11 protein-coding genes and 1 tRNA gene are annotated in these 13007 nt (G+C 58.3%); 3 read left to right on the top strand and 9 right to left on the bottom strand.

What is annotated here, in order from left to right; genetic code table 11:
• Positions 1-447 precede the first annotated feature (447 nt).
• The 8 genes from ACNSPV_RS02805 to ACNSPV_RS02770 all read right to left on the bottom strand — a co-directional run bounded on the left by ACNSPV_RS02805 (position 448) and on the right by ACNSPV_RS02770 (position 7598).
• Positions 448-1086 (bottom strand): GDSL-type esterase/lipase family protein, encoded by a 639-nt coding sequence (locus ACNSPV_RS02805; RefSeq protein WP_339395341.1) that lies wholly within the window; start codon positions 1084-1086, stop codon positions 448-450.
• A gap of 6 nt (positions 1087-1092) precedes the next feature.
• A complete protein-coding gene (locus ACNSPV_RS02800; RefSeq protein ID WP_348584703.1) occupies positions 1093-2022 on the bottom strand; it encodes an ROK family protein in 930 nt (309 codons plus the stop codon).
• Positions 2023-2037: 15 nt separating this feature from the next.
• Positions 2038-2742 carry an N-acetylmannosamine-6-phosphate 2-epimerase gene (locus ACNSPV_RS02795; protein WP_348584704.1) on the bottom strand — a complete coding sequence of 235 codons (705 nt, stop codon included), beginning with the start codon at positions 2740-2742 and terminating at the stop codon, positions 2038-2040.
• A 3-nt stretch (positions 2743-2745) separates the two neighbouring features.
• Positions 2746-3195 carry a YhcH/YjgK/YiaL family protein gene (locus ACNSPV_RS02790; protein WP_249238144.1) on the bottom strand — a complete coding sequence of 150 codons (450 nt, stop codon included), beginning with the start codon at positions 3193-3195 and terminating at the stop codon, positions 2746-2748.
• Positions 3196-3266: 71 nt separating this feature from the next.
• Positions 3267-4196 carry a dihydrodipicolinate synthase family protein gene (locus ACNSPV_RS02785; RefSeq protein ID WP_249238145.1) on the bottom strand — a complete coding sequence of 310 codons (930 nt, stop codon included), beginning with the start codon at positions 4194-4196 and terminating at the stop codon, positions 3267-3269.
• 17 nt (positions 4197-4213) lie between these two features.
• On the bottom strand, positions 4214-5188 hold the full coding sequence (locus tag ACNSPV_RS02780) for a carbohydrate ABC transporter permease (protein WP_154256055.1): 975 nt from the start codon (positions 5186-5188) through the stop codon (positions 4214-4216).
• A 15-nt stretch (positions 5189-5203) separates the two neighbouring features.
• Positions 5204-6127, bottom strand: coding sequence for a carbohydrate ABC transporter permease (locus tag ACNSPV_RS02775; RefSeq protein ID WP_005944588.1), 924 nt, complete (start codon positions 6125-6127; stop codon positions 5204-5206).
• A 121-nt stretch (positions 6128-6248) separates the two neighbouring features.
• Positions 6249-7598, bottom strand: a complete 1350-nt coding sequence (locus ACNSPV_RS02770; protein WP_348584705.1) for an ABC transporter substrate-binding protein — start codon at positions 7596-7598, stop codon at positions 6249-6251.
• A gap of 475 nt (positions 7599-8073) precedes the next feature.
• Between ACNSPV_RS02770 and ACNSPV_RS02765 the strand changes: the two genes are divergently transcribed.
• The gene (locus tag ACNSPV_RS02765) at positions 8074-8919 is read left to right on the top strand and encodes a MurR/RpiR family transcriptional regulator (protein ID WP_339395337.1); all 846 of its coding nucleotides are present in this window, start codon (positions 8074-8076) and stop codon (positions 8917-8919) included.
• Positions 8920-9021: 102 nt separating this feature from the next.
• Here the strand turns inward: ACNSPV_RS02765 and ACNSPV_RS02760 are convergent.
• Positions 9022-9104 (bottom strand) — tRNA-Leu (locus ACNSPV_RS02760).
• 273 nt (positions 9105-9377) lie between these two features.
• Here ACNSPV_RS02760 and ACNSPV_RS02755 point away from each other — a divergent pair.
• Both ACNSPV_RS02755 and ACNSPV_RS02750 read left to right on the top strand, forming a co-directional pair.
• Positions 9378-10427 (top strand): SpoIID/LytB domain-containing protein, encoded by a 1050-nt coding sequence (locus ACNSPV_RS02755; RefSeq protein WP_348584706.1) that lies wholly within the window; start codon positions 9378-9380, stop codon positions 10425-10427.
• A 130-nt stretch (positions 10428-10557) separates the two neighbouring features.
• The gene (locus ACNSPV_RS02750; RefSeq protein WP_348584707.1) at positions 10558-12981 is read left to right on the top strand and encodes a glycosyltransferase family 2 protein; all 2424 of its coding nucleotides are present in this window, start codon (positions 10558-10560) and stop codon (positions 12979-12981) included.
• The last annotated feature ends 26 nt before the right edge of the window (positions 12982-13007 follow it).

Genomic DNA, 13007 nt, shown 5'->3' with positions numbered 1-13007 from the left:
TCTTTCTGCGGAAAGTATAGCCGATTTTATAGCTGTTTACAAGCGGGAAATATTTAAATCGGCGGAACACAAAAAATCCTCTAGCGTAGCGACTTGGATTTTTTGTATGGAGCCCAACTGCTTTGGGGTTACTAGGGGCGAGTAGCCCCTAGTTTGCAACGGCGACGACCGCGGCCAGCGGCCGAAACAGGGAGGAGCTGTTGGGGCAGCGGCCTGCAGGATGCGAGTGCCGCGCAAGGCACGAAGCAAACGCAGGGAGCCGCAACCCGCCGCCTCCCGCGCCTCGAAAGTAGCGGGCGCTTTTCTGGTACTCTTTTGTGCGCGCAAAAGAGTACATACTCGGCGGAGATGTTCTTTGCAAAAGGAGCGAAACTTTAAGTACGCGACTGTGCTCTACAAAAAATATTAAAATAAAAGTCCCCTCTTTCGAGGGGACAAAAGACGAAATTAAACCAACTCAGGAACCTTTGCAGCCAGCAGCTCCGCCAGCTGTGCGTGACCCTTGCGGGTCAGGTGCATGAAGTCCACCTGATTGAACTCGCAGTCCTTTGCGTCCAGGAAGTGCACGCCCTGCCGCTCGCAGATGATGCGGAGCTGCCCGGCTACACCAGCAGATTTTTCCACACAGCCATCGCCCATCACAGCGTCGTGGAAGCCTGCGCCGATGGGAGGAGGTGCCACCACCAGAATGTTGGGCTGCTTGGTGCCCCAGCAGTCCACGCTCTTGGCTTTGAGGATCAGCCGCTCCATGCCCGCAGCGATGCAGGCGGCGTTGGCACCAAAGCGCTCTTTGACGTCATTCGTGCCCAGCATGATGATAAGCAGGTCGATGACCTCATGGCTCTTGAGCAGGGCATAGATGACGCTGAGGGCATCCATGGATTCGTGGATGGGGTCCACAAACACGGTGGTGCGGCCGGAAAGGCCCTCTTCCGTCACAAGATATTCCTCGCCCAGTGCCTTCTGCAGGCGGCAGGTCCAGCGCTCCTCTTCATTGAAGCGGATGCCGTGGTCGGCGCAGTCGTTGGGGTCGGCACAGTAGCCGTGGGTGTTGGAATCACCCAGACAGAGGATATGTGTTTTCATATACAATTACTCCTTTTCCATGGTCTGTCGGAAGTAGTACACTGCGCCCACCATACCGGCGTCGTTGTGCAGCTGAGCGGCACGCACTTCCAGCCCCTCTGCAAAGGCGGGCATGACCGATGCTTTCACCTTTGCGGCAATGGGGTCGATCAGCAGTTTCTGCTGCGCGCTCACGCCGCCGCCGATCAGGATGAGCTGCGGGTTGAAGATGTGCACCATGCCGGCAAGGCCCTGTGCGATCTCGTCCGTCCATGCATCCAGCAGGGCAAGAACTGTTTCGTCGCCTGCTTCTGCGGCAGCAAAGATGGCGCGGCCATCCTTCCATGCCGGGTCTTTTTCCTGTGCGGCGCGCACCAGCGCGGTGGTGGCGGCGTAGCGTTCCCAGCAGCCCTTTGCGCCGCAGGTGCAGTTCACACCGTCCAGCGCGTGGGTGCGATAGTGGCCCAGCTCACCGCCAAGGCCCCGCGCGCCCTCCAGCAGACGGCCTCCGGTCAGGATGCCGCCGCCCACGCCGGTGCCCAGTGTCACGCCGATGACGTCCGTACAGCCCTGTGCGGCACCGACCCACACTTCACCCAGCGTCATGCAGTTGGCGTCGTTGGCCACTGTGACGGGCAGGCCGAAGTCTTCTTCCAGCGCAGCTTTGATAGGGCTGCCGATGTAGTTGGGAAAGTTGCCGCAGGTACCGGCCACGATGCCCTTGCGGCTGTCGATCTGACCGGTGGCCGAAACGCCGATGCCCGCAAGACTTTCCACCGGGATGGAATTTGCGGTCAAAAACTCCTTTGCGGCCCTGCGCACGGTGGTGAGAACAGGCGTCTGGTAGCCGTCAAAGCTGACGCTCTCTTCGCCCTTGAGCAGCACCCTGCCGGTCTCGTCCACGATGCCCAGCTTGACGGCGGTGCCGCCGATATCAATGCCAAAATACTGTTTCATCCGGCACACTCCATTTTATTTTTTTGCGGCGTTGATGGCACCGGTAAAGCGGGCCGTGATCTCTGCCGGGCGGGTGATGGCACCGCCCACCACCAGTGCGAATGCACCGGCTTCCAGCGCCTTGACCGCCTGCTCCGGGTAGTGGATGTGGCCCTCGGCAATGACCTTTGCCGGGCACTCTGCGGCCAGCCTATGGACGAAATCAAAGTCGATATCGTCAATGCCCTTGGTCTCCGGGGTATAGCCGCGCATGGTGGTGCCCACAAAGTCGGCACCGGCTTCGGCGCAGGCCATGGCGTTCTCAAAGTTGTCGCAGTCGGCCATCACCAGCTGGTCGGGGTACTTTGCCTTGATGGCGCGGATGAACTGAGCAGAGGTGGAGCCGTCCGGGCGCAGGGCACCGGTGCCCTGCACGGCAAGAATGTCCACCCCGCAGGCCACCAGCTCGTCCACTTCCTTCATGGTGACGGTGATGTACATGGGCGTGCCGGGGTAGTCCTTTTTGATGATGCCGATGACAGGCAGATCCACCACCTGCTTGATCTGGGTGATGTCCCGCACGGTGTTGGCGCGGATGCCCACAGCGCCGCTCATGGCGGCGGCTTTTGCCATCAGCGGCATCACGCCGCCCTCTTTCGTGTACAGGGGCTCGGTCTCCAGTGCCTGACAGGAGACGATCAGACCGCCCTTGATCTGAGCAAACAGCTTTTCCTTATCCATCGTTCAATCCTCCATCCGAATCTTTACAACAGCCTTGCGCACGCCCACACAGCCGTGCTGTACAAGGCCGGGTTTGTGCAGCTCTGTGGGGAAGAACAGCACAAAGCGTCCCTCACCCAGTGCACCGGTCACGACACTGGCGCTGTCCTGAAAACCGCAGTCGCCGGTAAAATCGCCGATCTCCCTGCCGGGATTTGTGGTAAAGCCCCAGCCCTCGCTGCCGGTGATGTCGAGCTGCAGGTCGGCGTACTTTTTGTGATATTCCGGGTGGTAGCCATCGTCCGAATGGAGCGTGGCATCCATCGTGTTGATAAAAACTTCCTCGCCATCCACCTCGGTGCGGCCCAGCGGCAGGCTGGCAGGATCGTGGGTCAGCAGGTAATCAATGGCCGTATCGAGATTTTTGCAAAGGCCCTTGTAGCGCGTCAGATGCTGCAGGGTATCACAGATCATAAAACGTCCCTCCAAAAATAAGCGCCCGCTCTCCCCTCTGAAAAGAGACGGAGAGGGGCGCTGCTTCAATTTTACAGCTTTGCGATGGCAGCTTCGATCATGGCCTGTGCTTCGGCCACGATGGCTTCATCTTCCGGGATCAGGCCGGGCATCGGCTCACGCACGCCGCCCAGCTCCAGACCGTACATCCGGCGCAGGATCTCCTTCTGCACTGCGTACAGGTTGCCGTGGGCTTCGCACATTTTGTAGATGATGCGGTCGGCCTCGTACTGGATCTCCTGAGCCTGCTTGATCTCGCCCTTGTTGATGTGATCGTTCATGGCCAGATACAGCTCGGGCATAACGGCGTAGGTGCCGCCGATGCCGCCGTCTGCGCCGATGACGCGGCCGGAAACAAACTGCTCATCGGGACCGTTGAACACCACAAAATTCCCCTCGCCGCGGGCGGCGATACCGGCATCCTTGAACATCTGGATGTCCTGGGTGGGCATGGAACTGTTCTTCACTGCGATCACGTTGGGGTTCTTCAGCATTTCCTTCAGCAGGCTCATGGTCAGGCCGGTGCCTGCCAGCTGCGGGATGTTGTAGATGACGAACTCGGTGTTGGGAGCAGCAGCGGACATATCGTTCCAGTACTTTGCAATGGCGTACTCCGGCAGGTGGAAGTAGATGGGGGGAATGGATGCAATGGCGTCCACACCCACGCTCTCGGCATGGCGGGCCAGCTCTACGCTGTCGGCGGTATTGTTGCAGCCGACATGCGCAATGACGGTCAGCTTGCCCTTGGCTTCGCTCATCACGGCTTCCAAAACGGCCTTGCGCTCATCCACATGCTGGTAGATGCACTCGCCGGAGGAGCCGCCTACATACACGCCCTTGACGCCCTTGGCGATCAGATGGCGGGTGAGGGCCTTGACGCCCTCGGTAGAAATATTGCCCTCTGCGTCGTAGCAGGCGTAAAAGGCGGGGATGACACCCTGATACTTTGTAATGTCTTTCATGGTTACATAATCCTTTCTTAGCCCTTAACAGCACCCATTGCGATGCCTTTGGTAAAGTACTTCTGGAAAATGAGGAAGATGATGATGATAGGCACAGCAGCCAGTGCGGCACCTGCCATGATCAGGCCAAAGTCGGTGCTGTTCTCAGCCTGCAGCTTTGCAATGCCCAGAGAAATAGTCAGGTTGCTGGTGCTGGACAGCATGATCAACTGCATGAAGTAGTCGTTCCAGCTGTTGATGAAGGTGAAGATGGCCAGCGCACCGATGCCCGGCTTGACCATGGGCAGCACGATGTCGATAAAGGTCTTGGCCTCGCTTGCGCCGTCGATGCGGGCCGCTTCCAGCATCTCAGTGGGGATGCCCTCACTGAACTGCTTCATCAGGAACACGCCAAAGGGCCAGCCCACGATGGGAAAGATAACGGCCCAGATGGTGTTGTACAGATTCAAAGAGCTCATTTCGCGCAGCAGGGGGATCAGGATGACCTGCTTGGGCAGAGCCATTGCACACACGATGAGGGTGAACAGCAGCTTGCGGCCTACAAAGCGCTTTTTTGCCAGTGCATAGCCGGCCATGGCGGCGGTGATGCAGGTGAGGATCATGGACATGACGGCCATGAACACGGTGTTGATCATCCAGCGGATGGCAGCGGGAGCGGTGGGGCCTACCGAGAAGTAGATGGGCTCGCCGTTAGCGCTGAACTTGGAGCCAAAGGGCACAGCCAGCTGCCACAGCGGGGCGCTCTTGCCGGAGAACAGCTTCTGATAGTTGGTCAGCACCCACTGGCTGGGCCACCATTCGGGGGTGGTGGCGTTGATGGCGGCACCGGTCTTGAAGGAACCGGTGATGATCCAGTACAGCGGGAAGGCGAACAGCACCGCAACGATGCTGATGAGGATCAGCGTCAGGATCATGTAGGCGCTCATCTTCTTGAGCTTGCTGGGGTGACGCTTCAACGGTTTTTGCTTTTTTGCAGCGGCATTTGCACTCATTGTCCGGCACCTCCTTTAATTATCCTGGTTGCCCAGCTTGAACTGAACAGCCGACAGAATGGCGATGATGACTGCCAGCACCACACCCATTGCGTTGCCGTAGCCGTAGCGGTACAGCTTGAAGGCGGTGTAGTAGATGTAGTACATGATGGTATCGGTGCTGTGGTTGGGGCCGCCGGAAGTCAGCAGCTGGATCAGCGCAAAGCACTGGAAGGAGTTGATGGTGGTAATGACCAGAATGTACAGGGTGGTGGGCATGATGGCGGGCCACTTGATCTTCCAGAAGCACTGGAAATCGGTGGCACCATCCACTTCTGCGGCTTCCACGATGGACTGGTCCACATTGCCCAGAGCGGAAACGTACAGCACGATGGGCTGGCCCACAGAGGTGGTGAGCAGGATCAGGATGATGCAGCCCAGAGCAAAGCGCTCATCGCCCAGCCAGTTGATGTTCTTGTCAATGAGGCCCAGAGTCTTGCCCAGATAGTTGAAGATGCCGTAGTAGTTGTTGTACATCCACTTCCACACCACGGTAACGGCCACGGAGCCGGTGACGACGGGCAGGTAGAACACGCAGCGGAAGAGGCTGGTGGCCCACTCGGGGAGGTCTACGATGGCAGAGGAGACCCACAGCGAGAAGGCGCAGGTGACGGGCACCGACACCACCACGATGATGAAGGTGTTCTTTAAGGCACCCAGAAAGATGGGGTCTGTGAACAGTTCCTTATAGTTTGCAAGCCCCACAAAGATATCGGCACGGTTCATGGTGGAATCGAAGAAGCTGGTCACCACGCACAGCACCATGGGATAGATGACGAAACCCAGGAAGAAGATCAGGCTGGGCAGCAGGAAACAGTAGGAGGCAAAGGTTTCGCGCCGTACCAGCGCACTGCTGCGCTTGGGCTCTTTGATCGCCGTTTTTGCAGCCAAAAGAATCACCGTTCCTTTCCGGTCGAGATGTTATTTTGCTTTTTTCACAAATAAAGCCCCTCCCTCGTCGGGATCTTCGAGGAAGGGGCGAAGAATCAGTAATTATCTGCCCCCGGCAGAGTGGATGGGCTTATGCCTGAGCAGCTGCGTTTGCGTTATCAACAAAGGTCTTGACGGCAGATTCAACGTCCTCACCGGAACCAACGCGCTGCAGCATGTTCCACCACTCGGTACGAGCAGTTGCCCAGCCCGGAGTGATCTGGTAGTAGTCGCCCAGATAAGCCATGAACTTGCTGTACTCGCTCATGATCTCGTTGTCGGCGTAGATATCGCCCACGCTGGTACGGACCGGGAAGTAGGTGGAAGCCAGCACGCTGTCCTTGACCTGATCGGGGTCGGCCGCGATGAAGTCGATGAAGGTCTTGGCTGCTTCGATCTTGGTCTCGTCGCCGTTATCAAAGATGCCGAAGCCCCAGATGCCGCCGCACAGCTTCGGGTCGCCGCTTTCGGTGGGGAAGGCCATGGGGAAGATCTCGTCGCCATCGTTGGTCAGACCGGCGTCGTTGTTGTCGCTGTTGGCCTGCTGTGCAATGTTCCAGCAGAAAGCCATCTGCAGGGTGCCGTTGCGGAACAGGGTGATCTCGTCGCCGCCTGCGATGGAAGCGTCAAAGTTGATGCCCTTGGTGTCGTGCAGGGTCTGGATGGCCTTGATGTTCTCGGCGGAGTCGGCAGTGTACTTGGTGTGGGCTGCATCAGTAAAGGTGCCGCCGTACATGTTGTTGATGATGGCGCGGGTGCCCTGGTCGCCGCCCTGACCTGCGCAGTAGATGGCTGCAACGTTCTCGTAACCGCCGTTGTACAGGGCGTCAACGGTCTTCAGGAAGCCGTCGGTGCTCCAGGTGTGCTTGTCGGTATCGATGTACTGGTCAGCGCCCACTTCCTTGACCTTGGTCATGTTCACGGCCATGCAGTGTGCGGTCATGCACAGGGGGTACTCGTAGTAGTTGCCGGCGGTATCCTTGCAGGCAGACTCAACGGACTCGTAGATGTCCTTCTTGGCATCGTCGGTCCACAGGTCGTTCAGCGGAGCCATGACGCCCTTTGCGCCCCAGTTTGCAACCAGACGCTCGGGACCTTCCATGATCAGGTCGGGTGCGCTGCCGCCCTCGATGGCGGTGTTCACCTGATCGTCGCCGTTGGTGTAGTCCAGATACTCCACAGTGACCTTGATGTCAGGATACTTGGCGTTGAAGCTGGAAACGAGGTTCTGAACGGTCTCGTCATTGCCCCAGCCGCCGATGGGGTATGTCCACAGCTTGATGCTGGTGGAGGAAGCGGCTGCGCCTGCAGCGGAGCTTGCGGGTGCAGAAGAAGCAGCGGTGGTAGAGCTGGAAGAACCGCCGCAGGCGGCCAGAGCGCCGGCTGCTCCCAGAATGCCAGCGGCCTTCAGGAACGAACGGCGGGAAATGCAGTTTTTCATAGTAGTTTCTCCTTCGCATTCAAGATGCTTCACGTTGATGGCGGCCTGCCGTGCCAGCGGCCGCTCTTGATGGCTCCATTATAGAAAAATATTTTCATTTTGTCCATTCACGGGTTTCATAAATTTTCAGAACAGCAATATGCATAGTGCACAAAAATGTGGGATATATGATAAAATGCAAAGAAAAGCTCCCTTTACTCTCCTGAATTTATTACAAAATGGTACAAACCTATCACTTCTGTGGTGAAAAAGAATTTCTGAACAAAAATGTAAAATTGAAAAGGTTTTTCACAAAATGGCCTGTTTTTCCATCAAAACTGTGTGCTCTGCACAGAACTGCAGGCCAAAATGTGGGCAATGCGTCTCTTGCGAAGCGGGGGTGATTCTTTTATACTTTTTATAGAAGGTGAATGAAACGGTCGGCAGCGGTTCCGGGTCTGTGGACTGCTGCGCCGGAAAAGAGGAAAAAGAAAAAATGGCAACGAATTTTTGGGAGCTGCTGCAGCAGCATCAAGGCGACCTGACAAAATCGGGCCGCACCGTGGCAGAGTACCTCCTGCAGCATGCGGGGGAAGCGCAGTACCTGTCCATTTCCTCACTGGCAAAGGAATGCTGCGTGGCAGAGGCCACCGTGTTCCGCTTCTGCCGGGCGCTGGGGTTTGAGGGCTACCACGAAATGCGCATTGCGCTGGCACAGGCCAATGCCACCGGTGCGCTGGTCAACCAGCGTGTGCCGGAACCGGACGCCGACACGGCCACCCTGTGTGAGCACGCCAGTGCCCTGCTGATGACCACCATCAACGGCACACAGAATGCGCTCTCGCCGGAAGCGGTGGACAGAGCCTCGGAGCTGCTGCGCAAGGCGCGGCAGGTGTACTGTCTGGGTCAGGGCGGCAGCATGCTGATTGCCAACGATATCTGCGCACGGTTCGCCTGCATTTCCACCAAGTTCCGCACGGCGGGCGACAGCCATCTGCAGCTGGTCACGGCCAGCCTGATGACGCCGGAGGATGTGGTGCTGTTTGTCTCCTATTCCGGTGCTACCCGGGATATGCTGGAGACCCTGCGCACAGCCAAGGCGGCAGGCGCAAAGATCATCCTGCTGACCCATTACGAGGACTCGCCCGGCGCAAAGCTGGCAGATGTCGTGCTGCTGTGCGGTGCACAGGAAAGCCCGCTGGACTCCGGCAACATCCCCATCAAGGTGGCACTGCTGTACGTGGCAGAGGTGCTTGTGCTGCGCTACACCATGGACGATCCCCAAAACGTCATGGATGCACAGGACCGCACCAGCGAAGCGCTGGCGGTGAAGATGCTGTAAGAGAAGGGCCGGCCGATCCGCAGCTCTCCCGGAAAAAACAAATGATCCGAACCGGTCACTCCATAAAGGAGGATCTGGTTCGGATCATTCTGGTTTATCGAGTGCCGATGGTGGGGGTCGAACCCACACGGTATTGCTACCAATAGATTTTGAGTCTACATCGTCTGCCATTCCGACACATCGGCTGATATCATGATTCTGAAAGAACATTGCTATTATAGCGGATTTTCGGAACAAAATCAAGACTGAGTTTCCTGCAGCTGCAAAAATCGAACGTCTGCCGAGAACGGCGGCGCCCTGCGCCGTCAGCCGGAAACACTGCCGGAGAGCCGCCCTGCACAGGGAGCAACTCTCCGGTTTCTTTGTGTCCGGGAGAAAAAACGAAAGTCCAGTCCTTGCCCGCAGGCGCAGGCTGTGTTACACTGTAAAAAACATGGGATACTAGGAGGAGATCACTTTTGAAACATCTGCATCGGTTTGTGCGCCGCGCGGCGGCGTTTGTGCTGGCGGCTGTACTGTGCGTTTGCGTACTGGCCCCGGCGGCTTCGGCAGCGGTCACCATTGGCGGGGCGGACACCACCCTGATCCCTGCCGAGGAGGAAAACTGCCTTGCGTGGCTGTTCGGCTCTTCGGATACCATCACCATGCCCTACCTGAACATCAAGGGGCAGGGCCTGCGGCGCAACGTCACGCTGGATCTGGTGGACTGTCTGGTGGGCATCACCTACACCGAGCTGGGGTCCATTGGCAGCTATGTCAGTGCCAGCGCCGCCCAGCAGGCGTGGAAGGCACAGGCTGTGGCCATCCATTCCTATCTGGAATACCACAAGCAGTACGGCTCCTCGTCCAATGCCCTCATCTACACCCCGGTGGATCAGATCCCGTCCTCGGCACGGGAGGCGATCCGCAGGGCGGTGGAGCCGGTGAAGAACGAGGTGCTCACCTATAACGGCGGCGTCTGCGACGCCGTGTGGTCGGCCAGTGCGGGCTACAACACCCAGACCGGCGTGTACGGCACCTGTTCCAGCCGGGACGCATGGGGCACCGATGTGCCGTATCTGCAGAGCGTGGAGAGCCCCTACGAGGAGCAGTACCACAACAAGCTGCGCCGGGTCATCGGAAAAGACTATACCTATAAAGAGTACAACGACAGCCGCACCGGGGAGCCCTACGTCAGCGCCGACACCACCCACAAGGATCTGGGCGGCTTTGTGCAGTACAACACCTTTGTGTCCAATGGCCGCAGCTACCGTTATATCGGCCAGTTCGTTTCCTCCCGTTACTGCTTCGACTTTGGCGCGGACGAAAGCGGCACGCCCTGCATGACCTACTACGGCTTCGGCCATGGCGTGGGCATGAGCCAGTGCGGTGCTGTGGGCTACGCACAGGAGCAGGGCATGGGCTACCGGGAGATCCTGCGCCACTACTACACCGGTGCAGGTATTTCCGCTTCCGGCAGCTCCGGCGATGGGTTCTTTGGCTGGCTGCACAGACTGTTCCACTGGTAAACAGCGGAAACTGGCAAAGAAATCCGGCAAAAACCTTCTCAAATCGTGCCGGATTTGGTATACTATAGATTATGTGATTTTTTGAGAGATCATTTTAAGATAAAAAAGTTCCATAGGAGCGGAGATCGGAATGGATCAGGAAAAAGAAACCAAACGACAGGCCGAGCGCTGCCGTGCACTGGCGCAGCGCATCGTGCGGGAGCTGACCCCCGCCAGCATTCAGGTGCTGGGCGGCAGCGGCGCACTGGCCGAAGAACTGGAAAAGACCGGCGCACAGCTGCTGCCGGAGAACGCAGAACTGGGCACCGCTGCCCTGCTGGTGGTGGAGGACCCGGAATGGGTGGACTTGCCCGCACTGCAGTGTGCACAGGTCTTGCTGGTGTGCACCGATGCATCGGCCATGGCTGACTGTGCAAAGCAGCTGGCTGCACAGGGCCTTTACCGTGATTTTGAGTGGAAGAACCGCGGCAAAGCCCTGCAGACCGCGCTGTTCTGCCGCAGCAGTGCAGTGCAGGACGTACAGCAGCTGCTGGCCGGCTATGAAATGACGCTGGATGAACTGCGGGAGCGGATGCAGCAGGCCGAACGCACCGGCGAAGAGCAGACGGCTCAGCTGGAGCGTCTGCGCAGCGACCTTTCCCTCAGCCGCAGCCACGAGAAGGATCTGGAAAAGACGCTGAACAATGTGACCAGCTCCACCTTCTGGAAGATGAGCTGGCCGCTGCGCTACTTTGTCAGCAAGGGCCGTCAGCTGACACACACCTTCCCGCCGTTCGTCTTTTTGGGTCAGCTGCGCCGGGTGGGCATTTCCGGCGTGCGTGCGCAGGCAAAGGCCAAAAAGGAATATGCGAAGCTGTTCCCGGGCAGGACCATGCGCGCCGACCGCTTTGCCAGCGCAGAGCTGCTGGTAAGGCAGGCGGCCGACCAGCCCGCCGCGCCGCGCATCAGCATCGTGGTGCCGCTGTACAATACGCCGCAGCAGTTTCTGGTGGAGCTGCTGGACTCGGTGCAGAACCAGACCTATCAGAACTGGGAGCTCTGCCTTGTGGACGCCGGTCAGGACGAGACGGTGGGCCAGACCGTAGCAGCCCGTGCTGCGGAAGACCCCCGCATCCGTTACCAGAAGCTGGAAAAGAACGAGGGCATTGCGGGCAACACCAATCAGGGCTTTGCACTGGCAACGGGCGAGTTTATCGCCCTGCTGGACCATGACGACATCCTGCACCCGTGTGCTCTGTGGTACGTGGCACAGGCCATTGCCGAACAGAGTGCAGACTTTGTGTACACCGATGAAGTGACCTTTGAGGGCGACATCGACCACCTGACTGTCTACCACTTCAAGCCGGATTATATGCTGGACAATCTGCGCTCCAACAACTATATCTGCCATCTGAGCGTGTTCAGCGCAAAGCTGCTGGCCGCTGTGGGCGGCGATGAGCGCGCTGCGTTCAACGGCAGTCAGGACTACGACCTCTATCTGCGTCTGACCGAAAAGGCGCACAAGATCGTGCATATCCCGCACCTGCTGTACTACTGGCGCTCCAGCCCCACCAGCGTGGCAAGCAACATTTCGGCCAAGACCTACTGTCTGGAAGCTGCGGTCAAGGCCCTGTATGCCCACTACGAGCGTATGGGCATCCCCGTGGACGAGGTGTCCATGATCCCGGGCACGCCGGGCTTTTACAAGACGGACTACACCATCACAAAGCCGGGCCGGGTCAGCATCCTGATCCCCAGCTGCGACCATTCCTCCGACCTGCGCACCTGCGTGGAGTCGATCTGCCGCAAGAGCACCTATGAGGATTTTGAAATCATCGTCATTGAGAACAACAGCAGGGAGCCTGCCACCTTCCGCTGCTATGAAAGGTTGCAGAAGGAACACCGGAACCTGCGGGTGATCACATGGCAGGGCACCGGCTTCAACTACAGCGCCCTGAACAACTTTGGCGCAAGGGAGGCCACCGGCGAATACCTGCTGCTGCTCAACAACGATACGGAGGTCATTTCTCCGCGCTGGATCGAAGAAATGCTCATGTACGCCCAGCAGGACCGTGTGGGCTGCGTGGGCGCAAAGCTGCTCTACCCGGACAACACCATCCAGCACGCGGGCATCGGCTTCGGCTTTTTGACCCTTGCGGCCCACATGCACAAGAACTTCCCGGTGGGCCACCCCGGCTATATGGGACGTCTGGTCTATGCACAGGATGTGTATGCAGTCACTGCCGCCTGCCTGATGGTGCGCAAGAGCGTCTACGAGCAGGTGAACGGTCTGGACGAGAGCTTTGCCGTGGCCTTCAACGATGTGGACTTCTGCGTGCGCGTGCGCGAGGCGGGCTATACCAACGTATTCACCCCCTTTGCCCAGCTGTACCACTATGAGAGCAAGAGCCGTGGTCTGGACGAGAACCCGGTCAAGCGCAAGCGCTTTATCTCAGAGGTGGAGCGCTTCCAGAAGCGGTGGGCAAAGCAGCTGGCCGCAGGTGACCCCTGCATGAACCCGAACTTTGACCTGATGAAAGAGGACTTCAGCTTTGACATCAAACCGCTGGAGTAAAACCCTCTCAGTCTGCTGCGCAGGCA

It is taken from the genome of Faecalibacterium sp. 3 (assembly GCF_048323735.1).
GTDB lineage: Bacteria > Bacillota > Clostridia > Oscillospirales > Ruminococcaceae > Faecalibacterium > Faecalibacterium wellingii.
The sequence above is the reverse complement of the archived record's forward strand: the minus strand, read 5'-3'. Positions and strand labels throughout refer to the sequence as shown.

Coding starts and splice junctions, on each gene's coding strand:
- ACNSPV_RS02785 (WP_249238145.1), bottom strand. CDS start 4,196: ATGAAAGACATTACAAAGTATCAGGGTGTCATCCCCGCCTTTTACGCC.
- ACNSPV_RS02765 (WP_339395337.1), top strand. CDS start 8,074: ATGGCAACGAATTTTTGGGAGCTGCTGCAGCAGCATCAAGGCGACCTG.
- ACNSPV_RS02800 (WP_348584703.1), bottom strand. CDS start 2,022: ATGAAACAGTATTTTGGCATTGATATCGGCGGCACCGCCGTCAAGCTG.
- ACNSPV_RS02750 (WP_348584707.1), top strand. CDS start 10,558: ATGGATCAGGAAAAAGAAACCAAACGACAGGCCGAGCGCTGCCGTGCA.
- ACNSPV_RS02780 (WP_154256055.1), bottom strand. CDS start 5,188: ATGAGTGCAAATGCCGCTGCAAAAAAGCAAAAACCGTTGAAGCGTCAC.
- ACNSPV_RS02790 (WP_249238144.1), bottom strand. CDS start 3,195: ATGATCTGTGATACCCTGCAGCATCTGACGCGCTACAAGGGCCTTTGC.
- ACNSPV_RS02805 (WP_339395341.1), bottom strand. CDS start 1,086: ATGAAAACACATATCCTCTGTCTGGGTGATTCCAACACCCACGGCTAC.
- ACNSPV_RS02770 (WP_348584705.1), bottom strand. CDS start 7,598: ATGAAAAACTGCATTTCCCGCCGTTCGTTCCTGAAGGCCGCTGGCATT.
- ACNSPV_RS02795 (WP_348584704.1), bottom strand. CDS start 2,742: ATGGATAAGGAAAAGCTGTTTGCTCAGATCAAGGGCGGTCTGATCGTC.